At 65.8% G+C, this 25,497-nt stretch carries 20 protein-coding genes and 7 pseudogenes; 11 read left to right on the top strand and 16 right to left on the bottom strand.

What is annotated here, in order from left to right:
• Positions 1-48: 48 nt before the first annotated feature.
• The gene (locus L6444_RS27405; protein ID WP_236978438.1) at positions 49-618 is read right to left on the bottom strand and encodes a TetR/AcrR family transcriptional regulator; all 570 of its coding nucleotides are present in this window, start codon (positions 616-618) and stop codon (positions 49-51) included.
• An 85-nt stretch (positions 619-703) separates the two neighbouring features.
• On the opposite strand from L6444_RS27405, the gene L6444_RS27400 reads away from it, so the two are divergent.
• On the top strand, positions 704-1,393 hold the full coding sequence (locus L6444_RS27400; RefSeq protein ID WP_236978437.1) for a DUF899 domain-containing protein: 690 nt from the start codon (positions 704-706) through the stop codon (positions 1,391-1,393).
• Complete coding sequence (locus tag L6444_RS27395) at positions 1,390-1,770, top strand: VOC family protein (RefSeq protein ID WP_236978436.1); 381 nt, start codon at positions 1,390-1,392, stop codon at positions 1,768-1,770. The genes L6444_RS27400 and L6444_RS27395 overlap by 4 nt, the downstream gene beginning before the upstream one ends.
• Here L6444_RS27395 and ipdC read toward each other — a convergent pair whose 3' ends face one another.
• Genes ipdC through echA20 form a run of 4 tightly spaced genes read right to left on the bottom strand, consistent with a single transcriptional unit; the run spans position 1,771 to position 5,211 of the window.
• Positions 1,771-2,838, bottom strand: coding sequence for a (3aS,4S,5R,7aS)-5-hydroxy-7a-methyl-1-oxo-octahydro-1H-indene-4-carboxyl-CoA dehydrogenase (gene ipdC / locus L6444_RS27390; RefSeq protein WP_236978433.1), 1,068 nt, complete (start codon positions 2,836-2,838; stop codon positions 1,771-1,773).
• Complete coding sequence (ipdB, locus tag L6444_RS27385; protein ID WP_236978432.1) at positions 2,838-3,578, bottom strand: cholesterol ring-cleaving hydrolase subunit IpdB; 741 nt, start codon at positions 3,576-3,578, stop codon at positions 2,838-2,840. The genes ipdC and ipdB overlap by 1 nt, the downstream gene beginning before the upstream one ends.
• Entirely contained in the window at positions 3,575-4,459 is an 885-nt protein-coding gene (gene ipdA / locus L6444_RS27380; RefSeq protein ID WP_236978430.1) for a cholesterol ring-cleaving hydrolase subunit IpdA, read from the bottom strand. Before ipdA ends, ipdB begins: the two co-directional genes overlap by 4 nt.
• Positions 4,456-5,211 carry a (7aS)-7a-methyl-1,5-dioxo-2,3,5,6,7,7a-hexahydro-1H-indene-carboxyl-CoA hydrolase gene (gene echA20 / locus L6444_RS27375; protein ID WP_236978428.1) on the bottom strand — a complete coding sequence of 252 codons (756 nt, stop codon included), beginning with the start codon at positions 5,209-5,211 and terminating at the stop codon, positions 4,456-4,458. Before echA20 ends, ipdA begins: the two co-directional genes overlap by 4 nt.
• A gap of 74 nt (positions 5,212-5,285) precedes the next feature.
• Between echA20 and L6444_RS27370 the strand changes: the two genes are divergently transcribed.
• Together L6444_RS27370 and L6444_RS27365 are read left to right on the top strand one after the other, a co-directional pair.
• A complete protein-coding gene (locus L6444_RS27370) occupies positions 5,286-6,083 on the top strand; it encodes an SDR family oxidoreductase (RefSeq protein WP_236978426.1) in 798 nt (265 codons plus the stop codon).
• A gap of 15 nt (positions 6,084-6,098) precedes the next feature.
• On the top strand, positions 6,099-7,019 hold the full coding sequence (locus L6444_RS27365) for an SDR family oxidoreductase (protein ID WP_236978424.1): 921 nt from the start codon (positions 6,099-6,101) through the stop codon (positions 7,017-7,019).
• Positions 7,020-7,026: 7 nt separating this feature from the next.
• Here L6444_RS27365 and L6444_RS27360 read toward each other — a convergent pair.
• The 3 genes and pseudogenes from L6444_RS27360 to L6444_RS27350 form a co-directional block, all read right to left on the bottom strand.
• Positions 7,027-8,257, bottom strand: a pseudogene (locus tag L6444_RS27360) (class I SAM-dependent methyltransferase).
• Positions 8,258-8,262: 5 nt separating this feature from the next.
• Positions 8,263-8,718, bottom strand: a complete 456-nt coding sequence (locus tag L6444_RS27355; protein ID WP_236978422.1) for a nitroreductase family deazaflavin-dependent oxidoreductase — start codon at positions 8,716-8,718, stop codon at positions 8,263-8,265.
• Between the two features lie 73 nt (positions 8,719-8,791).
• Positions 8,792-9,955 carry a steroid 3-ketoacyl-CoA thiolase gene (locus L6444_RS27350; RefSeq protein WP_236978420.1) on the bottom strand — a complete coding sequence of 388 codons (1,164 nt, stop codon included), beginning with the start codon at positions 9,953-9,955 and terminating at the stop codon, positions 8,792-8,794.
• Positions 9,956-10,077: 122 nt separating this feature from the next.
• Between L6444_RS27350 and L6444_RS27345 the strand changes: the two are divergent.
• From L6444_RS27345 to L6444_RS27320, 6 genes and pseudogenes are all read left to right on the top strand, one after another.
• Positions 10,078-11,327, top strand: a pseudogene (locus tag L6444_RS27345) (cytochrome P450).
• Positions 11,327-12,398, top strand: a pseudogene (locus L6444_RS27340) (acyl-CoA dehydrogenase family protein). The pseudogenes L6444_RS27345 and L6444_RS27340 overlap by 1 nt, the downstream one beginning before the upstream one ends.
• Positions 12,398-13,561, top strand: coding sequence for an acyl-CoA dehydrogenase FadE29 (gene fadE29 / locus L6444_RS27335; protein WP_236978419.1), 1,164 nt, complete (start codon positions 12,398-12,400; stop codon positions 13,559-13,561). The pseudogene L6444_RS27340 and the gene fadE29 overlap by 1 nt, the downstream one beginning before the upstream one ends.
• Complete coding sequence (locus L6444_RS27330) at positions 13,558-14,514, top strand: bifunctional MaoC family dehydratase N-terminal/OB-fold nucleic acid binding domain-containing protein (RefSeq protein WP_236978417.1); 957 nt, start codon at positions 13,558-13,560, stop codon at positions 14,512-14,514. Before fadE29 ends, L6444_RS27330 begins: the two co-directional genes overlap by 4 nt.
• Positions 14,511-14,912 carry a MaoC family dehydratase gene (locus tag L6444_RS27325; RefSeq protein ID WP_236978414.1) on the top strand — a complete coding sequence of 134 codons (402 nt, stop codon included), beginning with the start codon at positions 14,511-14,513 and terminating at the stop codon, positions 14,910-14,912. The genes L6444_RS27330 and L6444_RS27325 overlap by 4 nt, the downstream gene beginning before the upstream one ends.
• Positions 14,913-16,094, top strand: coding sequence for a lipid-transfer protein (locus tag L6444_RS27320; RefSeq protein ID WP_236978412.1), 1,182 nt, complete (start codon positions 14,913-14,915; stop codon positions 16,092-16,094). It begins immediately after the preceding gene.
• Positions 16,095-16,113: 19 nt separating this feature from the next.
• On the opposite strand, the pseudogene L6444_RS27315 reads toward L6444_RS27320, so the two are convergent.
• From L6444_RS27315 to L6444_RS27280, 8 genes and pseudogenes are all read right to left on the bottom strand, one after another.
• Positions 16,114-17,365, bottom strand: a pseudogene (locus L6444_RS27315) (KasA/KasB family beta-ketoacyl-ACP synthase).
• 237 nt (positions 17,366-17,602) lie between these two features.
• Positions 17,603-18,401: pseudogene (locus tag L6444_RS30880) on the bottom strand (TetR/AcrR family transcriptional regulator).
• 32 nt (positions 18,402-18,433) lie between these two features.
• On the bottom strand, positions 18,434-18,916 hold the full coding sequence (locus L6444_RS27300) for a hypothetical protein (RefSeq protein ID WP_236978406.1): 483 nt from the start codon (positions 18,914-18,916) through the stop codon (positions 18,434-18,436).
• 26 nt (positions 18,917-18,942) lie between these two features.
• On the bottom strand, positions 18,943-21,204 hold the full coding sequence (locus L6444_RS27295) for an RND family transporter (RefSeq protein ID WP_459551883.1): 2,262 nt from the start codon (positions 21,202-21,204) through the stop codon (positions 18,943-18,945).
• 70 nt (positions 21,205-21,274) lie between these two features.
• Positions 21,275-21,785 (bottom strand): annotated as a pseudogene (locus tag L6444_RS30875) (MMPL family transporter); the annotation flags it as partial.
• 89 nt (positions 21,786-21,874) lie between these two features.
• On the bottom strand, positions 21,875-22,279 hold the full coding sequence (locus L6444_RS27290) for an MmpS family transport accessory protein (protein ID WP_236978405.1): 405 nt from the start codon (positions 22,277-22,279) through the stop codon (positions 21,875-21,877).
• A gap of 138 nt (positions 22,280-22,417) precedes the next feature.
• Positions 22,418-22,918: an HXXEE domain-containing protein gene (locus L6444_RS27285; protein WP_236978404.1), complete on the bottom strand. Its 501-nt coding sequence runs from the start codon at positions 22,916-22,918 to the stop codon at positions 22,418-22,420.
• 326 nt (positions 22,919-23,244) lie between these two features.
• A pseudogene (locus L6444_RS27280) lies at positions 23,245-24,130 on the bottom strand (cyclopropane mycolic acid synthase family methyltransferase).
• Positions 24,131-24,506: 376 nt separating this feature from the next.
• Between L6444_RS27280 and L6444_RS27275 the strand changes: the two are divergent.
• Positions 24,507-25,379 (top strand): hypothetical protein, encoded by an 873-nt coding sequence (locus L6444_RS27275; RefSeq protein ID WP_236978403.1) that lies wholly within the window; start codon positions 24,507-24,509, stop codon positions 25,377-25,379.
• Positions 25,380-25,497: the final 118 nt, after the last annotated feature.

Here is a 25,497-nt window from a genome sequence, read left to right as displayed (position 1 = left end):
CGATCCGCAGCAGCGTAAACGGGACATCGACCGGTACCGCGCGCCGGTTTACCGTATTCCGGCGATGATGTCGTCGACGGTCCGCCGCGCCAGCGCCTCGACGTCGCGGCGGCCCGCGTTCTTGAGCGGTCCGCGCAGCGCCAGTTCGGCGAACCCGTGCACTGCCGACCAGCACGGCCACTCCGCGCCCGCACGGCGTTTCGCCGAGAGCTGACCGGACTCCACCATTGCGTCCAGCGCCTCGACCAATGCCAGATACGGCGGTGCGCCAGCCGTCTCGCCGGCACCGGCGCCGAAGAATGCCACCGCGAACCATCCCGGTTCGTCAAGCGCGAATTTGATGTAGCCCAACCCGACGGCGCTCAGTTGAAGCTCCGAACCGTGTCTGCGCGCCATCCGCGCCGCCATCTGATGCTGGATCGCCGACGCAACCGCACTCAGCAGAGCTTCCCGGTCGGCGAAGTGGCGGTAGGCGGCGTTGGGTGAAACGCCCACTCGCCGAGTCGCTTCCCGGATCGTCAACGCCTCCGGTCCGCCGGTCCGAGTCAGCGCCAAGCCGGCGTCGATCAACGCCGTCCGCAGATCGCCGTGGTGGTAGCCGGTCTTCGCGGTGGCCAACTCTTGACCCTTCCCGACGTAGAAGTGTACGGTGTGAACATTACCATGTGTACGCCGTGAACATTTGAATTGGAGGGGGATTGTGTTGCGCACAGCAGCTTTGCCGCCCGTTGTGGACCAGCGGACCTGGGAACGGGAACTGCAGGCGCTGCGAGTCCGGGAGAAGGCCGCCACTCGTGAACTCGACGCGATCGCCGCGCAGCGGCGCCGGCTGCCGATGGTCGCAATGCCCGAATACACCCTGGAAGGCGAGGACGGACCGGTGCGGCTGGTCGACATCTTCGACGGTAAGTCGCAGCTGATCGTCTACCACCACATGTGGTTTGCCGGCCAGGAGTGGCAGTGCCCCGGATGCACCGGCCTCACGTCGCAATACACCCGGCTGGAGTTCCTGGACAACTGGGACGCCCGTTTCGTCGTCGTCACCCAGGGGCCGATCGACGAAGCGCTGGCCTACAAGGCGCGGGTGGGTAACCAGATGACCTGGTACTCCACCGCCAACAGCCCGTTCGGCGCCGACGTCGATGCCCCGGCGGGCGGCGGATTCGGCGTGAATGTCTTTCTGCGCGCAGGGGATAACGTCTACCGGACCTGGCACACCAACGGCCGCGGCACCGAGCTGATGCAACACGTCTTCGGCCTGCTCGACCTCCTCCCCTATGGCCGTCAGGAGGAGTGGCAGGACTCGCCGGACGGCTGGCCGCAGTCACCGACCTTCAGTCGCTGGGGGAGCTCGCAGGACATCGCACGTGCTTACGGAAAGGATGCCCGATGACGACTGGTCTGCAGGGAATCAACCTGGTCTGTGTGCCGACAATCGAACAGGACAAGGCGGTCGCGTTCTACGAGTCGCTCGGGTTCGAGAAGCGCACCGACACGCCGTTTCACGGTGGCCAGCGGTGGATCGAGGTGTACCTGCCGGGTGGAACGACTGGCATCGCGCTCGCGCCGCCGCCGCCGGACAGCGGGCCGGTGCAGCCGACGGTCACCGGAATCACCTTGAACACCAACGACATCGACGCCACCCACGCGGCGATGAAAGAGCTCGGTGTCGATATCGACCCCCAGGTCTCGCGAATGGGCGAGCCGGTTCCGCCGCTGTTCTGGTTCCGCGACCCGACCGGGCACACCCTGATGGTCGTCGAGGCTTGACTACTCGATGTAAGCCGACGCGGCCTGCAGGTGCTTGACGGCGTCGGCGACGATGGACTCGATCAACTCGGCGCACGACGGCAGGTCGTCGAGGATGCCGGCCACCTGGCCCGACGCCAGCACCCCGGCCTCGGTATTGCCCTCGACCAGGCCGGCTTTGAGCAGCATCGGGGTGTTGGCCGCCATCACCACCTGCGACCAGGTCAGTTCTTTACCGTGCCGCATGGCCAGGCCGTCCTGGATCATCGATCGCCACGTCATCCCCGACATGTGCTTGAACTTGCCGGCGTTGCGCACTGCGGCGGTCAAACCCCTGATCGGCGAGCCACTTTCCAGCTTCTCCACCAAGCCGGTACGCAACACGCGGTGCGGCATGCCGTCCACCCGGGTGGTCACCACCGTGCCGTCCAGCGCGGAATCCAAATAACGGCGCTTGACGGCGTCGGGCACGGTGGAGTCCGAAGTGAGCAGGAAGCGGGTCCCCATCGCCACCCCGGCCGCGCCATAGGACAAAGCGGCGGCCAGGCCGCGGCCGTCGAAGAAGCCGCCCGCGGCGATCACCGGGATTCCGGTCCCTTGAACGGCATCCAGTACGGACGGCAGCAACAGCGTGGTCGCGACCGGGCCGGTGTGCCCGCCGCCCTCGCCGCCCTGCACGATCATCGCGTCGGCACCCCAGGCAGCGACCTTGCGGGCGTGTTTGGCCGCGCCGATCGACGGAACCACAACCGCGCCAGCCTCTTTGAGCCGGTCGATCAGCTCCTTCTTGGGAGCCAGGGCGAACGACGCCACCTTGACGCCCTCGCGGATCATCAGTTCGACGCGGTCGCCGGCGTCGGCGGCGTCCGCGCGGATGTTCACGCCGAACGGCTTGTCGGTGGCGGACTTGACCTTGCCGATGGCCGTAGCCAGTTCGTCCAGCGTCATGGTGGCCGAGGCCAGGATGCCCAGGCCGCCGGCGTTGGCCGTGGCCGACACCAGCCGCGCACCGGCCACCCAGCCCATCCCGGTCTGCACCACCGGATGCTCGATACCGACCAACTCGGTCAGCGGCGTCTTGATCCTCACTAGCGAATCTCTCTGTCGCGCAGTGCTTTCGGGTCGATTACCTCGCGGATGAGCCGCAGCTCCTCGTCGGTCGGCTGCCGGGTCTCGCCGGCTTCGTCGAGTCCGTGTATCTCGAACGACGTGGCCTCGCGGACCTCGTCGGCCGTAACCCCGGGGTGCAGGGACAGCGCCCGCATGGTTCGGCCCGGGCCGCCGAAATCGAACACGCCCAGATTCGAGATGACGCGGTAGACGTTGACGAACCGGAACGCCGGATTGTCGTGGTCGACCTTGTCGTAGCCGATGCCGCAGACGATGTCGACGGATTCGGTGAACACCCGCTTGGAGTGGTTGCCCACCCAGTAGCTGGTCGCGTGGTTGATGGTGTTGCCCGGCGAGCCGCGCAGGCCGAACATCTGCCGGGTCGGCTTCTGCAGCGGACCGAACGCCGAGATGTTCTGATTGCCATACCGGTCAACCTGATTGGCGCCCATCACGACGTGCCGCCGTCCCCAGGCCAGGGTCTCGAAAACGCGGCCGAACGGCATCCAGCCTTCGATGGCTCCCGTCTTGCCCAACGCGGGTGTGTCGGCCAGCAACTGGGCTTCACCGTCGGTCAGCAGGATGTCGGGGGAGAACGATAGCCGAGCCAACCGGGCACCGACCGCAGCCATGTTGGTCATCGGGCTCACCATGATTTCGCCTGCGTCGCGAAACAATTCAGCGCAGGCGACCGCGCAGACCTCTGCCCGGGTGCTCACTTGGCTGCCTCCTCGCCGAACTTGCGTACCGCGGCCTGGTAGTCGTCCTCACTGCCGGACAGGTAGGTAGCCACGAACTGCGCCCAGCCGTCCTCGGTCGACGCGGCCTCGGCGTAGTGTCGCTGGAACTTCTCGTCGCGGCCGTAATCCGGTGCGGCCGTGGTGAAGTGCGCTCCACCCGGAGCCTCGACGACGCCGTCGACCATCATCCGGTTGATCAGCAGTGCCTGCGGGGGCACGGACTTGACGAGTTCCTCGGTGGGCACTACCCGCTCCACCGACAGGAATCGCTTTTCGGCGGCCATCAGGTACAGGTCGTCGAAATAGGGGTCGATGCCGGTGTAGGCGGCATTACCACGGGCATCACCGATATTCAGGTGCGCGAAGGCGACATCGAGCTTCAGCGCCGGCATCGCGATCAATGTCTCGTGTCCGCCACCGGGCGCCTGGTAGGGCGAAGTGACGGTTTTCAGTTCACCTTCCCAGAAGTCGAGCACCGAGCTGCCCAGCCCGGCACGAATCGGCAAGAACGGCAACCGTTGTGCTGCCGCCTGCAGCCCGCAGCGCAGCATGCCCTCGTCCATCTCGCGGGCCTCGATGGCGCCACTGGTGCGGGCCTTGGCGAACCATGGGTCGTAGAACGGCGGCGAGTCCAGGGACACGAACCCGTAGTAGACCCGCTTGACCTTGCCGGCCGAGCACAACAGGCCCAGGTCGGGACCGCCGTAGGTGACGACGGTCAGGTCGGTGGCATCGGTGCGCAGCAGGGCGCGCACGAACGCCATCGGCTTGCGGCGCGAACCCCAACCCGCGATGCCGATGGTCATGCCGCTTTCGACGCAGGCGACGGCGTCGTCGAGAGAGGTCAGCTTGTTGCTCACTTCTTGCCCTTCTCGGTGCCGGCGAACGCGTCGCGGTGCTCATCGGCCACTCCGGCCAGGTTCAGCTCGAAGGTAAACCCTTGCTCCATGCGGTAACTCGAGTTGACCCGCTGCACGTCGATGAGGTTCAGCGCCTCTTTGGCGGCCCGGATGACCCGGGTGTCCTTGGCGGCGATGTCGCGGGCTACGCGTAGTGCGGCCTCGTCGAGCTGCTCGCGCGGAACCACCTCGTGTACCGAGCCGAAGTGGTGCAAGGTGGCTGCGTCCACGGTGGCCGCGGTGAAGAACAACCTCCGCATCATGTGCTGCGGCACCAGCCGGGACAGGTGGGTCGCCGCACCGAGCGCCCCGCGTTCCACCTCCGGCAACCCGAACGTGGCGTCGTCGGAGGCGACGATCACGTCGGCGTTGCCGACCAGACCGATGCCGCCACCCACGCAGAACCCGTTGACCGCGGCGATCACCGGCACCGCGCACTCGTACACCGCGCGGAACGCGGCGAAGCAGCCGCGGTTGGCGTCGATCAGCGCGGTGAATCCTTCGGTGCGCTGCATCTCCTTGATGTCCACGCCGGCGTTGAAGCCGCGGCCCTCGGCCCGCAGGATCACCGCGTGGGTGCTCAGGTCGGCGCCGGCCGCGGTGATGGCGTCGGCGAGTTCGAACCAGCCCTTGGACGGGATGGCGTTGACCGGTGGGTAGTCGACCGTGACCGCCACGATGCCGGGCTCGAGTGTTTTGGAGGTGATGGTCATGGCACTTCCTGGTCGGGGCCTTCGGAACTGGGGGGCAATTACCTAAGCAAGCACTTGCTTGGTACGCTAGCACAGTGACCCGATCGGACTCAGCCCCCCCGAGCACCGACGGCCTCAACTTCGGTCTGGCCGGCCGCGTGGTGCTGGTGACCGGCGGCGTCCGCGGTGTCGGCGCCGGTATCAGCGCGGTTTTCGCCGCGCAGGGCGCGACGGTGATCGCCTGTGCGCGACGGTCCGTCGAAGATTTCCCGCACGAGTTCCACAGCTGCGACGTCCGTGACGAACACGCCGTCCAGTCGCTGATCGACTCGATCGTCGAACGGCACGGCCGGCTCGACGTCGTGGTCAACAACGCCGGCGGTTCGCCCTACGTGCTGACCGCCGACTCCAGCCCCAAGTTCAACCGCAAGATCATCGAACTCAATCTGATTGGCGGCCTGCTGGTTTCGCAATTCGCCAACGAAAAGATGCAAACCCAACCCAGTGGCGGGTCGATCGTGAACATCTGCAGTCTCAGTGGCCGACGGCCCAGCCCGGGCACCGCGGCGTACGGGGCGGCCAAAGCCGGCCTGGAAAGCCTCACCGAGACGCTGGCTGTCGAATGGGGACCGAAGGTCCGAGTGAACGCCTGCGTGGTCGGCATGGTCGAGACCGAGCAGGCCGACCTGTTCTACGGCGACGCCGACTCGATCGCCGCGATCTCCAAGAACGTGCCCCTGGGCCGATTGGCCAAACCGGAGGATGTCGGTTGGGCTGCAGCATTTCTGGCTTCCGACGCGGCGGCCTACATCAGCGGGGCCGCGTTGGAGGTACACGGCGGGGGCGAGCCGCCGCACTATCTGGCCACCACGAACGCGAGCGCGATCAAGTAGAGGAGACGAGGAAATATGGGTGTGGTTGACGGCCGAGTGGTCATTGTCACCGGAGCCGGCCGCGGCATCGGCCGCGCGCACGCCTTGGCCTTCGCGGCCGAGGGGGCCCGGGTGGTGGTCAACGACATCGGTGTCGGCCTGGACGGGTCCGCCGGCGAAAGCCCGGCCCAGCAGGTCGTCGACGAGATCAAAGCGGCCGGCGGCGAGGCCGTCGCCAACGGCGACGACGTCGCCGACTGGACGGGCGCGCAGAATCTGATCGACACCGCGGTGGACACCTTCGGCGGCCTGGACGTCCTGGTGAACAACGCCGGCTTCATTCGCGACCGAATGTTGGCCAACACCAGCGAAAGTGAGTGGGATGCCGTGATCCGCGTCCACCTCAAGGGACATTTCGCGACGTTGCGGCACGCGGCAGGTTACTGGCGCCGGCAGATCAAGGGCGGCACCGTCGGGCCCGACGATCTCAATGCCCGCATCATCAACACCAGTTCGGCGGCCGGACTGCAGGGCAGCGTCGGGCAGGGTAACTACTCGGCGGCCAAGGCCGGGATCGCCGCGCTGACCCTGGTCGGCGCGGCCGAACTCGGGCGCTACGGCATCACCGTGAACGCCATCGCGCCGGCCGCCCGAACCCGGATGACCGAGGCGGTGTTCGCCGAGACGATGGCCGCACCCGAGGACGGCGGGTTCGATGCGATGGCACCGGAAAACGTTTCCCCACTGGTGGTTTGGCTAGGCAGCGTCGAGTCGCGCGACGTCACCGGCAAGGTGTTCGAGGTGGAGGCGGGCCTGATCCGGGTCGCCGAGGGCTGGGCCCATGGCCCGCAGATCGACAAGGGTGCACGGTGGGAGCCCGCTGAGTTGGGGCCCGTCGTCAGCGACCTGCTGGCAAAGTCGCGCCCACCGGTGCCGGTCTACGGCGCGGGTTCCTAGCGCCCGCTCAGGATCGGCGCACCGCTTCCAGGCTCATCTCGATGAAGTCCAGTCGCCACAGCGACTGGAACAGCCCGCGGCCGAAGTTCTCGTACAGGCCCAGCTTGAAGCTGTCGGTCTCGTTACGTCCGACGGCGGCCGCGATCTCGCGAATGGTGCGCTGCCCGTTGATGTGCTGGACGTAGGGCAGTTCGGCGGCGTTGAGCGTCATGTCCCAATGCGGGCGATGGAGCTCCGCGCCGGACAGCCCGCAGCTCAGCCGCATCCGCGGCACGTAGTCCAGCGCCTCCGGCGACGAAAAGTCAATGAGGTAACTGCTTTTCGGACGGTCGGGATGGGCGGCAACGAAAAAGTGACACGAGTTGGAGGTACGCATCTTCTCCAGCAGCGACCACATCTTCCGCTCCGGCAACGCGCTCATGATCTCGTAGAACTCGGTCGCCGGCGACGACAGGCTGTTGATGTCGTGCGGGTAGTACGGCGCGTTGTGAAACCAGCGCTGGAACACCAGCCCGGCCGAGCCGAGCAGGTCGATGCAGTCCTCGGTGGTGAAGCTGCGGTCGCGGCCGTGCAGGCACGTATCGACAAGTCCCGCATCGTAATACAGGTCGGGCGCGGCGTCCCGGTAGACCAGGAACGGGTGGTTGGGGTCGAGCATGGAGATGGTCTCGTTCACCACCCGGATGCCGTCCTCGTCCTGCCGCAACCCCAGGTCGCGAAAGACCGACTGCATCAGTTCGACACCGATGCGGCCGTACCGCGCATAGAGCATCAGGCCGACGGCGCCACCAGGCCGCAGGCAATCAGCCAGAGCCTTCATGCCCAGCGGGGGGATCGGCCAGATGATGCAGCACGCCGGTGGACATGATCAGGTCGAAATCCAGGCCCAGCGTCGACACCTCTTCGATGGGGAGCCGATGCAGTTCCAGGTTCGACAGCCCGTGCCGGTCCTTGAGGTATTGCTCGTGATCCAGCGACCGCTGGCTGACGTCGATCGCCACCACCCGGGCGGCGCGGTTGTTGTAGGCGATGATCGCCGCCTGATTGCTACCGCAACCCGCGATCAGGATGTCCAGGTCGGGTTTGTACTCGCGGTCGGGCCAGAACTGCAGGTAGGCGTGGCTGGGGTCGAACCATTGCCAGCCGTCGACCAGCCATTCGCCGATGTCCTGGATCGGTTCGGGGTAGGTCCACTTTTCGTACTGGTTGGAGACGACGTCGTTCAGCCGATCGGTCATAGCTGCTAAGGGTCGCAGATGACGATCGGAATCTTGCGATCGGTCCAGGACTGGTAGTCCTCGAACGCCGGGTACATCTGCACCAGCTGTGGCCAGTACCGGTCGCGCTCGGCGTCGGTGGCGTCGCGTGCGGTCAGATCCAGCACTTCCTGCTTGATCTGCACCTTGACCGCGGGGTTGGCCTTCAGGTTGAGATACCACATCGGGTTCTTGTCGGAGCCGCCGCGCGAGGCCACCAGGATCACCCGGTCGCCGTCGCGCAGAAAGAGCAGCGGGCTGACCCGGGGCTCACCGGTCTTGCGGCCGGTGGTGGTCAGCAGCGCCACCGGGCTCTTCTGGAACGTGCTGCCCATGCCCTCCCCGCCGTTGCGGCGGTACATCCAGGTGTTCGCCCGCGCCATCCACTTCATGAAGTGGTCGGTGAACGGCGAATTCAGAAACCGCGGACGGGATTTCGGCATCACCACTCCTTTGTCGTCGGAATCCTGGGTCAGGCGCCCGGCCCGGCCCGCTCGCGGCAGCTGGATCCGCGGATCAGAGACGTTCGATGATGGTCCCGGTCGACAGCGCGCCGCCGGCGCACATGGTGATCAGCGCGGTGCTTTGGTCGGTGCGCTCCAGCTCGTGCAGGGCGGTGGTGATCAGCCGACTGCCGGTGCTGCCCACCGGGTGTCCCAGCGCGATCGCGCCGCCGTTGACGTTCACCCGGTCCATGTCGGGCTCGTGCACCCGCGCCCAGGACAGCACCACCGACGCGAACGCCTCGTTGATCTCGACGATGTCGATGTCGCCCATCTTCATCCCGGCCTTTTCCAGCACCCTGGCCGTCGACTGCACGGGGCCGTCGAGGTGGTAGTAGGGCTCGGCGCCGACATTGGCCTGGGCGACGATCCGGGCCCGCGGCCGCAGACCCAAAGCCTTGGCCTTGTCCTCGTCCATCCACAGCACCGCAGCCGCGCCGTCGGAGATCTGTGAGGACGTGCCCGCGGTGTGGATGCCGCCCTCCAGCACCGGCTTGAGCTGGCTGAGGCCTTCGAGGGTGGTGTCGCGCAAGCCCTGGTCACGGGTGACCGGGGCGCGTTCGGCGGTCGGCTGCTTGTTCTCGTCGAGCACCGGGGCCTCGATCGGCGAGATCTCCCGGTCGAACCGGCCCTCCGCCCAGGCTTGCTTGGCCTTGCGCTGCGAATCGAAACCGAACTGGTCGATGTCCTCGCGGGTGATGCCGCGCCGCTTGGCGATCCGCTCGGCAGCGGTGAACTGATCCGGCAGGTCGATGTCCCAGGACGCGGGCCGCAGAATCCCGCGGTCCGGCCCGGCGTTGGCGCCCAGGCCCACCCGGCTCATCGCCTCTATGCCGCACGCGATGCCGATGTCGATGGCACCCGCGGCGATCAGCCCGGCCACCAGGTGGTTGGCCTGCTGGGCGCTGCCGCACTGGCAGTCCACCGTGGTGGCGCCGACATGGTCGGGCAGCCCGGCCACCAACCAGGACACCCGGGTGATGTTGTTGGACTGCTCGCCGAACTGCGTCACGCAGCCGCCGATGAGTTGTTCGACGTCGCCCGCGTCGATGCCGGCCCTCTCCACAACCGCCTTCTGGACAGCCCCGAGCAGTTCGGTGGCGTGCAGCCCTGACAGCCATCCCATGCGCTTGCCGATCGGGCTACGGGTGGCTTCGACGATTACCGGGTTACCCATGAGGTCAGGCTAGAACACGTTTCATTACTATGACAAGCGAGGATGCCTTAGCGCCTTTTGTCTGCGGTAGAGGCATGTTTTACTGACACTAGACCACGTCGCAATTTAGGAGATCACCCCTAATGGCACCCCCGAATATTCCGGCCGACTACGACTTTCTCGACCCCGACATCAACCTGGCCGGTCTCCCCGTCGAGGAGCTCGCGCAGCTCCGCAAATCCGAGCCGATCCACTGGGTCGACGTGCCCGACGGCTGCGGAGGTTTCGGGGACCACGGCTACTGGCTGCTCACCAAGCACGCCGACGTCAAGGAAGTGTCGCGCCGCAGCGACGACTTCTCCAGCTGGGAGAACGGCGCGATACCGACCTGGCCCAAAGAGATGACCCGCGAGAACGTCGAGTTGCAGCGCAACGTGATGCTCAACATGGATGCCCCGCACCACACCCGGCTGCGCAAGATCATCTCCCGCGGCTTCCCCCGCGCGCGATCGGCCGGCTGGAGGACGAACTCAACCAGCGCGCCCAGAACATCGCCAAGACCGCCGCCGCCGCGGGTGCCGGCGACTTCGTCGAGCAGGTTTCTTGCGAGCTGCCGCTGCAGGCGATCGCCGGCCTGCTGGGCGTGCCGCAGGACGACCGCGACAAGCTGTTCCGCTGGTCCAACGAGATGACCGGCGGCGAGGACCCCGAATACGCCGACATCGATCCCGCGCAGTCCTCGCTGGAACTGATCACCTACGCCATGGCGATGGCCGAGGAGCGGACGAAAAACCCGACCGAGGACATCGTCACCGCCTTGATCCAGGCCGACATCGACGGGGAGAAGCTCTCCGACGACGAATTCGGCTTCTTCGTCATCATGCTCGCCGTCGCGGGCAACGAGACCACCCGCAACTCGATCACCCACGGCATGATCGCCTTCGCGAACAACCCGGACCAGTGGGAGCTGTACAAGAAGGAACGCCCGTCCACCACGGCCGACGAGATCGTCCGCTGGGCGACGCCGGTCAGCGCCTTCCAGCGCACCGCCAACAAGGACATCGAGCTGGGCGGCGTGCTGATCAAAAAGGGCCAGCGGGTGGTGATGTCTTACCGCTCAGCCAATTTCGACGAGGACGTCTTCGTCGACCCGTACTCGTTCAACATCCTGCGCGACCCCAACCCGCACGTCGGTTTCGGTGGCACCGGCGCGCACTACTGCATCGGCGCCAACCTGGCCCGGATGACGATCAACCTGATCTTCAACGCCGTTGCCGACCACATGCCGGATCTGACGCCGCTCTCGGAGCCGGAGCGGTTGCGGTCGGGGTGGCTCAACGGCATCAAGCACTGGCAGGTCGACTACGCGGGCAACGCGTCGGTGACGTCCTGATGGACTTCGAACTCACCGCGACGCAGCAAGCCGTCGCCGACGTCGTCACGTCCGTGCTGGAGCGCGAGCTGACCTGGACGGCGTTGGTCGACGGGGGAGTGACGGCACTGCCGGTACCTGAGCGCCTCGGCGGCGACGGGGTGGGCCTGCCCGAGGTGGGCACCGTGTTGACCGAGGTAGGCCGGCATGGCGCGATCACCCCCGCCCTGGCGACGCTGGGTTTCGGGATGTTGCCGCTGCTGGACCTGGCGTCCGAGGAGCAGCAGGACCGGTTCCTGGCCGGGGTGCCCAAGGGCTCGGTGCTGACCGCCGCGCTCAACGAGCCCGGGGCGGCGCTGCCCGACCGGCCGTCGACCGCGTTCCGTGGCGGTCGACTGTCGGGTGTGAAAGTCGGTGTCGGATATGCCGATTCGGCCGACTGGATGGTGGTCACCGCCGACAGCGCGGTGGTGGTGGTCTCACCGAAGGCCGACGGCGTGGCGGTGGTACGCACGCCCACCTCCAACGGTTCCGACGAATACACCGTGACGTTCGCCGATGTGGCCGTGCCGGACTCCGATGTGCTGGCGGGCGCGACAGCGGCTCGGGTGAACCAGTTGGCGTTGGCCGCGATCGGCGGCTACGCCGACGGACTGGTGGCCGGCGCGTTGCGGCTGACGGCCGATTACGTCGCAGGCCGCAAACAGTTCGGCAAACCGCTCTCGACTTTCCAGACGGTGGCCGCGCAGCTGGGCCGAGGTGTACATCGCCTCGCGCACCATCGATTTGGCGGCCAAGGCGGTGATCTGGCAGCTGTCCGAAGATCGGGACGCCGCAACCGATTTGGACGTGCTCGGTTACTGGCTGGCGTCGCAGGCGCCGCCGGTGATGCAGATCTGCCATCACCTGCACGGCGGCATGGGTATGGACGTCACCTATCCGATGCACCGGTATTACTCCACGATCAAGGACCTGACCCTGACCCGGTTGCTGGGCGGGCCCTCGCATCGTCTTGATTTGGTGGGGATCGCGAGCGCGGCGGAGCCGGGCGCTGCGGGTCGCCGCCCAGACAATCTGGTGGGAGCTCCGTAATGTACATCGACTTGACTCCCGAGCAGCGGCAGCTGCAGGCGGAGCTTCGCGAATACTTCTCGAACCTGATTTCGTCCGATGAGGCGAAAGCGATGGAGTCCGACCGGCACAATGAGGCCTACCGGGCGGTGATCCGCAGGATGGGCAAAGACGGCAAACTTGGCGTGGGCTGGCCGAAAGAGTTCGGCGGCTTGGGTTTTGGCCCCATTGAGCAGTCCATCTTCGTCAACGAGGCGCACCGCGCCGACGTGCCGCTGCCCGCCGTCACGCTGCAGACCGTCGGCCCGACCCTGCAGCAATTCGGCAGCGAACTGCAGAAGAAGAAGTTCCTGCCGGCCATTCTGGCGGGCGAGGTGCACTTCGCGATCGGCTACACCGAACCGGATGCCGGCACCGACCTGGCGGCGTTGCGCACCACCGCGGTGCGTCAGGGCGACGAATACATCGTCAACGGCCAGAAGATCTTCACCACCGGCGCCCACGACGCCGACTACATCTGGCTGGCCTGCCGAACCGACCCGGAAGCCGTTAAACACAAAGGTATTTCGATACTGATCGTCGACACCAAGGACCCCGGCTATTCCTGGACGCCGATCATCCTGTCCGACGGCGCCCACCACACCAACGCCACCTACTACAACGACGTACGGGTGCCGGCCGACATGCTGGTCGGCGAGGAGAACGGCGGCTGGCGGCTGATCACCACGCAGCTCAACAACGAACGGGTGATGTTGGGGCCGGCGGGCCGCACCGCCGGCATCTACGACCGCGTGCGCGACTGGGCGTCCCAGCCGGGCGGCAACGGCGTCACCCCGATCGACCACCACGACGTCAAACGTGCACTGGGCGAGATCTATTCGCTGTGGCGGATCAACGAACTGCTGAACTGGCAGGTGGCCGCCGCCGGCGAGGACATCAACGTGGCCGACGCCGCATCGACGAAAGTCTTCGGCACCGAGAAGATTCAGTACATCGGGCGGCTCGCCGAGGAGATCGTCGGCAAGTACGGCAACCCGGCCGAACCGCAGACCGCCGAGTTGCTGCAATGGCTGGATGCCCAGACCAAGCGAAACCTGGTGATCACCTTCGGCGGCGGTGTCAACGAGGTCATGCGGGAGATGATCGCCGCGTCCGGATTGAAGGTGCCGAGGGTTCCTCGATGACCGACATTCACGCAGCCGTCGCGGAAATCGTCGCGGCCGGCGGCCCCAAGCCGCGCACCGGTCGCGACCCGGTGAACCAGCCGATGATCAACAACTGGGTGGAAGCCCTCGGCGACCGCAACCCGATCTACATCGACGAGGACGCCGCGCGCGCGGTTGGGCACCCGGGGTTGGTCGCTCCACCGGCGATGATCCAGGTGTGGACCATGTTCGGCCTCGGCGGGCAGCGTCCCACCGACGACCCGATGGGCCCGATGATGGAGCTGTTCGACAACAACGGCTACATCGGTGTGGTGGCGACCAACTGCGAACAGACCTACCACCGCTATCTGCGACCCGGCGAGCAGGTCACCATCCACTCCGAGATGCGCGACGTGGTGGGCCCCAAGCGGACCGCGCTCGGTGAAGGCTTCTTCATCAACCAGCACATCGTGTGGCGGGTGGGAGACGAGGACGTCGCCGAGATGGAGTGGCGCATCCTCAAATTCCGCCCGGCCGAGAGTGATTCGGCTTCGGGCGGCTCGGTGCCCGACGATCTGGATGCCGATGCGATGATGCGGCCGTCGTCGTCGCGGGACACCGCGTTCTTCTGGGACGGCGTCAAGGCGCACGAGTTACGGATCCAGAAGCTGGCGGACGGCACGCTGCAGCACCCACCGGTGCCGGCGCTGTGGCAGGACCCCGCCGCCCCGATCGACTACGTGGTGTCCAGCGGACGCGGCACCGTGTTCAGCTTCGTGGTGCATCACGCACCGAAAGTCCCAGGCCGCACACTGCCTTTCGTGATCGCGTTGGTGGAACTGGAGGAAGGGGTGCGGATGCTCGGCGAGTTGCGCGGTATCGACCCGGCGGCGGTGCAGATCGGCACCCCGGTGCGGGCCACATACATCGACTTCCCCGCCGGGGACAGCGGCCCCGAATGGACCCTCTACGCCTGGGAGCCGGACGCATGAGCGCCCCCACCGTCGAGGTCGGCACCGTGCTGCCGGAACTCAAGCTGTACGGCGACCCGACGTTCATCATCTCGACAGCCCTGGCCACCAGGGACTTTCAGGATGTGCACCACGACCGGGACAAGGCGCAGGCCAAAGGCTCCAAGGACATCTTCGTCAACATCCTCACCGACACCGGGCTGGTGCAGCGTTTCATCACCGACTGGGCCGGACCGTCGGCGCGGATCAAGTCGATAGGGCTGCGACTAGGCGTGCCCTGGTACGCCTACGACACGGTGACGTTCACCGGTGAGGTGACCGCCGTCGAGGACGGCCTGATCACCGTGAAAGTGTTGGGCGCCAACAGTCTTGGCCACCATGTCATTGCCACGGTGACGCTGACGATGGGGGACGTGTAGATGTCGACCGGATTACTCAGTGGTCGAGCCGCCATTGTCGGGATCGGGGCCACCGACTTCTCCAAGGACTCCGGCCGCTCCGAGTTGAGGCTGGCCGCCGAGGCCGTGTTGGACGCGCTCGACGACGCGGGCCTGTCGCCGTCCGACGTGGACGGCTTGACCACGTTCACGATGGACACCAACACCGAGGTCGCGGTGGCACGCGCGGCCGGTATCGGGGATCTGAAGTTCTTCTCCAGGATCCACTACGGCGGCGGCGCGGCGTGCGCGACCGTGCAGCAGGCCGCAATCGCGGTCGCCACCGGGGTCGCCGACTGTGTGGTGGCCTACCGGGCATTCAACGAGCGCTCCGGGATGCGGTTCGGGCAGGTGCAGACCAGGTTGGTGGGAAGCGGCGGGGACCAAGCGGATTCGACCACCGCAGACAACTCCTTCTCCTACCCGCACGGGTTGTCCACGCCGGCCGCCCAGGTGGCCATGATTGCGCGGCGCTACATGCACATGTCCGGAGCGACCAGCCGGGACTTCGGCGCCATCTCGGTGGCCGACCGCAGGCACGCCGCCAAAAACCCGAAGGCGTACTTCTACCAGAAGCCGATAACCATTGAGGACCACCAGAATTCGCGGTGGATCGCCGAGCCGTTGCGGTTGCTGGACTGCTGCCAGGAGACCGACGGCGCGGTGGCGATCGTGGTGACCTCGGCGGAGCGGGCGCGTGACCTCAAACACCGCCCAGCCGTCATTGAGGCGGCGGCGCAGGGTTCCAGCCCGGACCAGTACACCATGGTCAGCTACTACCGGCCCGAACTCGGGCTGCCCGAGATGGGCGTGGTGGGCCGGCAGCTGTGGGCGCAGTCGGGGTGCAAGCCCACCGACATCCAGACCGCGGTGCTCTACGACCACTTCACGCCGTTCACCCTGATTCAGTTGGAGGAGTTGGGATTCTGCGGCCGCGGCGAAGCCAAGGACTACATCGCCGAGGGCGCGATCGAGATCGGCGGGCGACTGCCCATCAACACCCATGGTGGGCAACTCGGCGAGGCCTACATCCACGGCATGAACGGAATCGCCGAGGGGGTAAGGCAATTGCGCGGCACCTCGGTCAACCAGGTACCCGACGTGGAGCACGTGCTGGTCACCGCCGGCACCGGCGTGCCGACATCGGGATTGATACTGGGCTGATCCCCGGCTTTGGGCGCGGTCAGGCGGCGCCGAACACCACCGCGGCGTTGTTGCCGCCGAGGCCGAACGACTCCGTGACGGCGTAGCGGTAGTTCCCGCGGCGGGGCGCACCGGCGACGATGTCGAGGTCGATCTCGGGGTCGGGCTCGCTGAGATTCAGTGTGGGCGGAATTATTCCGTCGCGCAGCGCCTGCACGGTCAGCACCGCCTCGATGGCGCCGGCGGCTCCCAGCGAGTTACCCAGCGCCGCCTTCGGCGCGTACACCGCCGGCGCGTGGTCGCCCAGCGCCCGGCGAATGGCGCGCGCCTCGGCCACGTCGCCGAAGGTGGTGCCGGCGGCATGCGCGTTGACATGATCGATGTCGGCCGGCGTCAACCCGGCCAGCTCGACCGCGCGGATGATCGCGTGCCCGGCCCGCTCGCCTGTCGGGTTGGGCTGCACGATGTCGTATCCATCCGAGGTGACGGCCGCGCCCATCAGCCGGGCCAGGATCGGCGCGCCCCGCGCCTTGGCGTGCTCCTCGGTCTCGATGACCAGCAGCGCGCCGCCCTCGCCGAACACCATCCCGTCGCGCTGCGCGTCGAACGGGCGGCAGGCGCCCGGCGGGTCGTCGTTGTTGGTGGACAGGATGCCCAGCCGCCAGAACGCGGCGACCGGGACGGCCTCGACCACGGTCTCGATGCCGCCGCAGATCGCGATGTCGGCCTCGCCCAGGACGATGTGCTGCCAGGCCTGCGCTATCGCCGCCGTGCCCGACGCGTCGGCCATCACCGGCGACACCACACCCGCCTTGGCCTTGCGGTCCAGCCCGATCGCGGCGGCGGGCGCGTTGGGCATGTACTTCTGCACCGACAGCGGCGTGACCGCGCGCAGGCCCTTGACCTTCCAGATGTCGTACCAGTAGGGGATGTCTTCGGTGCTGCCCAGGCCCAGGCCGACCGACACCATCAGCCGGTTGACGTCGACTTCGGGCGACCCGGCCTGCTCCCACACCCGCCGGCCCAGCACAGCGGCCATCTTCTGCATGAATGCGAATCGGCGCAGTTCGATCCGGCTCAGATGCTCGTCGAAGTTCTCCCGCAGCGCGCCGCCGATCCGAACCGGCGAGTGGAACTCCGCGACGAACGGCTTGTCGAGCTCCCGGATCCCGCTGCGCCCCTGCAGGCAGCTGCTGCCAGGTCTCCTCGGCGTCCGGGGCGATCGACGTGGTCGATGCCACCGCGGTGACGACGACGTCGGGAAAGCCCTCACCCGTTCTCAGCGCTGCCATGCTGGCCGCCGTTGTGTTGGGTGGTGGAGCCGAACCGGTGTGATCCCGGAACCGGTTCCGAGGTGCTGAGGTACCGTTGCGAAAGTCATCGCACCCGAGATTATCGAGCGGCGGCGAGACGAGGCAATCGCCAACGGCAACATATTCGTGAATCGGCCACCGGGCGGTACCTACGCCGGGCGGTTGATCCCCGCCATCGCGGCGAAAACCTTGCAGACAGTGCAACTTTCTCGGCGGTCACGTGGGCTTCCGGTGCTCCGGCGTCGCCACCGCGCGAATGAAGTTGGCGGCGAAGGCATCACAGACGTCGTCGACGTCCGGCAGGGCGAGCCCGGGAACATCGGGGAAGGCGGGACGCATCAGCATGTGGATCAGGATCGGTCCCAGAAGGTTTTGGGTCAGCACGATTACCGGCTGATCGCGGATGCGTCCCGCGCGGATCTCGGCCTCGAACCACACCCCGAGCGTGCCGAACATCCGAGGTACCGCATAGCGGGCCAGCGACTGCACCGCGGTACTCGTCGGCCGCGAGAACGCCTCGGCGAACACCGCTGGTGTGACGCGGGGTTCACGGTTGAGCGCGTTGGCCACGGTGCGGTAGAAGCCGTGCACCGTGGCGTCGAAATCACCCTGCGCCCGGGCCAGGAACTCCTCGATGTCGCGAATGGGACTGAATTGATCGAACACCGCGCGCATGAGCTCGTCACGCCCCCCCGAATGCGGCGTGCAAGCTGAACACCGAGCAGTCCGCGCGTTCGGCGATCGCCTCGAGTGTGGCTGCCGCCAAGCCGTTCTCACTGATCAGGGCCGCTGCAGCGGTCAGTGCCCGCAGGCGTACCGGCGGCCGGCCACCAGGATCGATGCCGGCGGCGCGAACTGCGGCATCCAGCGGGCTACGTGATCCGCCGAGTCTGCGCAGCAACGTGCTGCGGGAGATGCCGGCCTCGGCGGCAATGGCACTGACCGGAACCTCGGCGATGTCGCGGTTCAGGACTTCGGCGGCCCGCACCGCGGCCTCGATCAACTCCGGGGGCACGGGGGGGATGGTCGACCACGATGGCGGCCCGGTCAGCGCTTGCTCTGCGCGACATCGGCGTCGTCGGTCTGGTCATCGGCGACGATCTCGACACCCTCGAGCCGCTTGTGCAGTCGCGCGACTCGGCGCAGCTGAGCGAATATGTTGAAGGAGCCCAACATCGGGAGTAGCCCGATGAACGTTCGAAACGAGGGGTTTCCGCCGTACATCTCTAGCTCGAACAGACAGCCGACGATGTAGAAGAATCCGGCGGAGAACAAGGTGGCGGGTACCGCATAGGCCAGCGGTGATCGGGCGTCGGCCACCAGTTCCTTCGCGTAGTCGAATTCGTCCTGGGTCAGCGGTTCCCGTTTGCGCAGTTTGGCCAGCACGGCCTTGTGGGCGCCCACTTTCTCGCCCAGCGGTGCCGGCGTTCGATTCTCCAGCCGCCCGATGTAGACGAACACGCATGCGGCGCAGGCCACCGCGGACACCGCCGCGACGACGGTGAGGAACCCCCAGGGTCCGGAAACCATGCTGCTTGTTCCTTTGCTTTCGTATCTCAGGTGTGCGTGCTGCCGGCGGTGGGCGACGACCGTGGCAGCGACCCGGGCGCCACCGGATCGTCGTCCTCCCACAGCAGTAATTGGCGGACCGCCTGGCGTGATCCGTAGGGCTGCAGCATCTGACTGGCGGGGCGCGGGCGCACCTTGAGCGGCCACCAGAACCATCGGCCGACCAGCGCGGCAATGGAGGGCGTCATGAACGAGCGCACGATCAGCGTATCGAACAGCAGGCCGAGAGCGATCGTGGTTCCGATCTGCCCAAGGATGCGCAGGTCTGCGAATATGAAAGAAGCCATGGTGGCCGCGAACACCAGACCGGCCGACGTCACCACTGCGCCGGAGCCGCCCATCGACCGGATGATGCCGGTCTTCAGGCCGGCACCGATCTCCTCCTTGAACCGCGAGATCAGCAACAGATTGTAGTCAGAACCGACCGCCAACAGCAGGATCACGGCCAGCGCCAACACAATCCAGTACAGCTGGATGCCGAGGATATCCTGCCAAATCAGCACGGAAAGTCCGAACGACGCACCCAGCGACAGGGCCACGGTGCCTACGATGACCAGCGCGGCGACGACGCTGCGGGTGATGGCCATCATCACCAGCAGAATGAGGCTGAGCGCAGCGATTCCGGCGATCATGAGGTCGTATTTGGCGCCGTCCTGGATGTCCTTGTAGGTGGCGGCGGTGCCGGCGAGGTAGATTTTGGATCCGGCCAGCGGGGTGCCCTTGACGGCCTCCTGCGCAGCGTGCCTGATCGCGGCGATGTGCGAAATGCCTTGGGGCGTAGCCGGATCGCCGTCATGGGTGATGATCATCCGGGCGGCCTTACCGTCCGGCGACAGGAACAACTTCAGGCCGCGCTGGAATTCGGGGTTGGTGAACGCTTCCGGCGGTAGATAAAACGAATCGTCGGTTTTCGACGCGTCATAAGCCTGACCGAGGGCGGTGGCGTTCTGCAATGCCTCTGCCGCTTGATTGTTCAGCCCCGAGGAGGTGGCGTAATTCGACATCGTCAGGTCGCGGTTGGTTTCCTGGCTCGCGATCTGCGGCGGTATCAGCGCGAGCAGCTTCGGTTGCAGCGCATCCAATTTCGCAATGCTGCTCGAGACGCTGCTCAGTTCGTCGGTCAGCGCGTCGATACCGTCGAGGGCATCGAACAACGACCGCAGCGTGGCGCAGATCGGTATGTCGTAACAGTGTTTCTCCCAATAGAAATAGCTGCGGATCGGCCGGAAGAAGTCGTCGAAATTAGCGATCTTGTCGCGCAGATCCTGGGCGATGGCAACCGTGCGCTGAAATGCCTTCGCCTGCTCGTCGGTGACGGCGCTGGACTGCTGCTGCAGCGCATACTGCTGCCGCAGAATGTCGATCGAGTTGTTGATCACCGCGACCTGCTTGAGCAGATCCGACGTCTGGGACTGCTGAAACGGGAGGTTATTGATCTGCGACGCGCTGCCCGCGCTGATCTGGAACGGGATCGAGGTGTGATCCAGCGGTGTACCCAATGGACGGGTGATCGATTGCACCTCCGCGATGCCGTCGGTATGGAAGATCGCCTTGGCGACCCGCTCGAGCAGGATCATGCTGGTGGAGTTGCGCAGGTCGTGGTCGGCTTCGATCATCAGCAGTTCGGGATTGAGCCGCGCTTGCGAAAAGTGGCGCTCGGCAGCGGCATAACCGACATTGGCCGGGGCGTTGGCCGGCATGTAGGGGCGGACGTCGTAGCTCGTCTTAAAGCCCGGCAGGGCGAGCAGACCGATGAGGGCGATGGCGAGCGTGACCAGCAGGATGGGGCCGGGCCAGCGCACGATGGACGTGCCGATCCGCCGCCACCGCTGCGTGTTCATCTGGCGGTTGGGCTCGAGCAAACCGAAATGCCGTCCGATGATCAGCATGGCGGGTGCCAGGGTCAGGGCTGCGAGCACCGCGATGAGGACCCCGGATGCCGCGGGGATGCCGAGGCTCTGGAAATACGGCAGCCGCGTGAAAGTCAGACAGAACACTGCGCCCGCGATCGTCAGGCCGGAGCCCAGGATGATGTGGGCGGTCCCGTGGTACATCGTCTCGAATGCCGAAACCCGGTCCTGCCCGGCGTATCTCGCCTCGTGAAAGCGGCCGAGGATGAAGATCGCGTAATCGGTGCCGGCGGCGATGACGAGCAGCGTCAACAGATTGGTCGAGTACGTCGAGAGTTCGATGATGCCGGCGTTGGCCAGCACCGCGACGACTCCGCGCGATGCGGTCAACTCGATCATGACAGTGAAAAAGCACCAGCGCCGCGGTGCTGACCCGCCGGTAGATCCAGATCAGCATCACCAGGATCACCCCGATGGTGATCAGTGTGGTCTTGAGCGTCCCCTTGCCGCCTACTTCGAACTGGTCGGTGACCAGCGGCGCGGGACCGGTGACATAAGCTTTGACACCCGGCGGCGGTGTGGAGTGGTCGACGATGTTGCGCACCGAATCGACGGATTGGTTGGCCAACGACTCGCCCTGATTACCGGCGAGGTACACCTGCACCAATGCCGCCTTGCCGTCGGAACTCTGCGAGCCGGCGGCGGTCAGTGGGTCCCCCCCAGAAATTCTGAATGTGCTGGACATGCTTGGTGTCTCGGGTGAGCTGGTCGACCAAGCCGTCGTAGTAGTGGTGTGCCTCGGCGCCCAGCGGCCGATCTCCTTCCAGCACGATCATCGCCGCGCTGTCGGAGTCGAACTCTCCGAAGACCTTGCCGATGCGTTTGCTGGCTTGCAGCGATGGCGCGTCGTGCGGACTCAGCGACACGTTATGCGCCTGGGCGACCTTCTCCAGCTGCGGCACAAAGACATTCGTGACCATGGCCACCGCGATCCAGAAGAATGCGATCAGGACGGCGAACCGGCGGATGAAATTCGGGACCGAATGTTGTCGCGAGCCGCTCTGAGTGCTCATCCGGACTTGTCCAGGCAGTAGGTGAAGGCGTGCAAGGTGTTCACCCTTCTCTCGTCCTTGACGTCGTTGTCGATCTTGATCCGGCAGCCGATCCAGTCGCGGTTGCCCTGAGCGGAGACGGAGACGAACACCGCCGGTTGGGTGGTGGTCGTATCGTAAGACCACGGCAGCATCACGGCGTCGGCGCGCTGAGGCTGGGCGTCCACGTCGAGATAAGTGATGGTTGCCTGTGTGTCGGGCGGACCGAAAACCTCGATGACCACGTGCTTGGGGTTGAACGGAGCCGAGTCGTCGCTGATGCCTTTAGGTGTCGACGTCACGTCTTGGGACGCGAAGATGCCGTGTAGGCGATATACCGTGAAGCCGGCCAGCGCGACGACTACCACGGTGACTACCAGCACCCAGCGTCGACCGAGTTTGCGTAACAACGAGAACCGCTGTGTCCTTGACGTTTTCAATGCATCAAGCTGGTGGCCCGTGGGTGGTGTTCCTGGCGAAGCCGGCCCGGGGGGGGCTCGTAATTGGCGACGTTCATCGCTTCAGTCGGCAACGCCGACGGCTGGGACGGCGAACCGGCCCATTTGTTTTTCCGTGAAGGCGTAGGGGCTGTGCCTGTTCCTGGCCAGCACGTTGGGAGCCGCCACCCCGAGCGCCGCGACGCTCACCGTATAGGCGATGCCCTTAGCCCAATCAGCCTTTGCCACAGGATCTTCCGCCTTCAGTGCGGCGAAGTAGGCCAAGCCGATGGGGGTGTGCAAGAAGATCGATGCCAAGAAGCCGGGGCTGTACCTGGATCGCGAAAGCACCGGGAAGACGACGCCGTGTCCGACCGCTTGCGCCATTCCGAACAGCACCGGTCCAATGCCCAGCCACTTCACTTTGGGGAACAACACGGGCAGCGCGTAGAACGGGTAGGCAACGGCGGTGTTGATGCACATCGCGGTCTGGGTGTTCAGCGGATAGTTCCGGGGCTGGTCGCTGTTGAACAGTCCGCGGTTGAACTGTCCGGGGGAAGTAGCCCGGGTCTTCGTACTCCTCATACTGGTGCGCGAGTAGCGCGATGCCGTTAAATGCCGAGAGCGCGCGCAGATTCGTCATCCGGCCGCGGGAGGCCAACGCGAGTGCGCCGCCGGCGGCCATGCCGATCACCGCACCCACCCGTGGCCAGTTCCGGCGATATTGCTCCAGCGTGTTCATGACGCGGCCTCCTGGTCACCTCGTGCCGCCGGCGCGGGTGGCATAACGGCTTATGCAACATGCAGTACCGTATCACGCGGTGGGAGGACCTGACCCGCTACTGTCCGAAATATGCACGGGAAACGCGTTCGGTGCGGGCCGTCGGTCGACCAACGGGAGTCGGGGCCGGTTAGTCCTTGGCGAGAGTGAACTGGGCGATATCCGTGTAGCCCTCACGGAACAGGTCGGCGCAACCGGTCAGGTACTTCATGTACCGGTCGTAAACCTCCTCGGACTGCACGGCGATGGCCTCGTCGCGACGAGACTCCAGAGTGGCGGCCCAGATGTCCAGGGTGCGTGCGTAGTGCATGCGCAACTGCTGCACTCGCTTTACCGAGAACCCGGCGGCCTCCGCATGGTCCACCACGGCTTGCGCGGCCGGCAGATCGCCACCAGGGAATATCTCTTCCATGATGAACTTGATGAACCGCAGCTTGGTCATGGTGACGGGCAGTTCACGCTCGCTGAACTCTTCCCCGCTGGGCTGGATGATCGTGTGCAACAGCATCACGCCGTCATCGGGAAGCGCCGCGTAGGCCATCTTGAAGAAGTCGGTGTAGCGGTCACGGCCGAAGTGCTCGAACGCCCCGATCGAGACGATGCGATCCACGCTCTCGTCGAACCGCTCCCAGCCCTGCAGCAACACCCGCTTGCTACGTGAACTGGGATGCTCCTCGAGCAACCGCTGGGTGTGCGCTTGCTGATTGCGGCTCAGTGTCAAACCCACCACGTTCACGTCATAGCGGTCGAGCGCCCGCGCGAGGGGTGGCGCCCCAGCCACAGCCGATGTCCAGCAACGTCATACCGGGCTCCAAGCCGAGCTTGCCCAGCGAGAGGTCGATCTTGGCTAGCTGGGCTTCCTCGAGTGACATGTCGTCGCGCTCGAAGTAAGCGCAGCTGTAGGTCTGCGACGGATCGAGGAAGATCCGGAAGAATTCGTCGGAAAGGTCGTAATGTGCCTGAACATCGTCGAAATGCGGCTTCAGTTGCTCAGTATTTGATTGCTTTTCGGGCATCGCAACAACTTTCCGTTTTTTGTTTGATTAGCGCGGTTCAGCGGCGCTTCGCCAGGCATAGGTCGGTCAGCGCAGACCAGTCGGCCCACCTTACCGGTGCTGGGCCGATTCCCCCCGAAAGCCGCAGGTTGTCCGTCCGTTTCCGCGTCGACCGCCTTCGCGCCGCCGGTCTTCGCGCCGCCGGTCTTCGCGCCGAACGTCACGCTGGCGTGACTTGTGTCGCCGGGCGTCACGCCAGCGTGACACCCGGTGGGGGCATCTCGCCGCACGGGTTTCTCCCCGCACGTCAAGCCGGCGTGCTGCTTCATGGGGGTTTGTGGACTGTTCACCACCGCTAAAGTGCCCACTGGCCGCGACCGTGAAACTCTCCTACCCCATGTCACAGCCATTTATCGGCAGCGAAGCCGTTGCCAATGGGGACGTCACCAAGACCGAGCTGCGGGCGCGGTACAAGAAGTTACTTCGTGACGTGTACGTCGGCCCGTACGTCGAGATGACGCCCGAGCTCAGGGCCAGAGCGGTGTGGCTGTGGTCACGACGGCGGGGCACCGTTGCCGGCTTGACTGCCAGCGCGGTGCACGGTGCCGAATGGGTTGCGCCCGACGCGCCCTTGGAGATACTGCACACCAACCGAAACTCGTTGCCGGGCTTACAGGTTCGTGGCGATCACATCGAAGCCGACGAGATCGCCCGGATCGACGGGATGCCGGTGACGATTCCGGCGCGAACAGTCCTCGACTTGGGCTGCTGGTATCCGACGGACGACGCGGTCGTTGCAATCGACGCCTTGCTGGCATCTGTCGACGTGAAGATCAGTGAGGTCGAGGCACTGGCCGGGCGCTATAGCGGCCGGCGTGGGATCCGCAACGCGCGGATCGCTTTCGACCTGGCCGATGGTGGTTCGCAATCGCCGAAGGAAACTTTGCTACGACTGCTGCTGATCCGGGCCGGTTTCCCGCGTCCACAGACGCAGATCGCCGTGAGTGACGGACTCGGAGACGAGTTCGCCCACCTGGATATGGGATGGGAAAACGTGCAGGTTGCCGTCGAATACGACGGTGAACAACATCGAACCAACAGGTGGCGGTACACGTGGGATATCCAGCGGCAAGAAAAGATTCAGCGATGCGGCTGGATTGTGGTCCGGGTCGTGGCGGGGGATCGGCCGGCCGTCATCATTCGGCGGGTCGCTGCCGCGCGGGCCAGCTGTGGCTGCACCGACCGGTTGCGGGGTGTTGCGCTGGCGTGACGGTCGGTGTCGAGTGTTGCGCTGGGGTGATGTTGGGCGAGGTGGGGTGGTTGGGGGTGTACCGACCGGTTGCGGGGTGTTGCGCTGGCGTGACGGTCGGTGTCGAGTGTTGCGCTGG

Source organism: Mycobacterium kiyosense (assembly GCA_021654635.1).
Taxonomy (GTDB): Bacteria; Actinomycetota; Actinomycetes; order Mycobacteriales; family Mycobacteriaceae; genus Mycobacterium; species Mycobacterium kiyosense.
The sequence above is the reverse complement of the archived record's forward strand: the minus strand, read 5'-3'. Positions and strand labels throughout refer to the sequence as shown.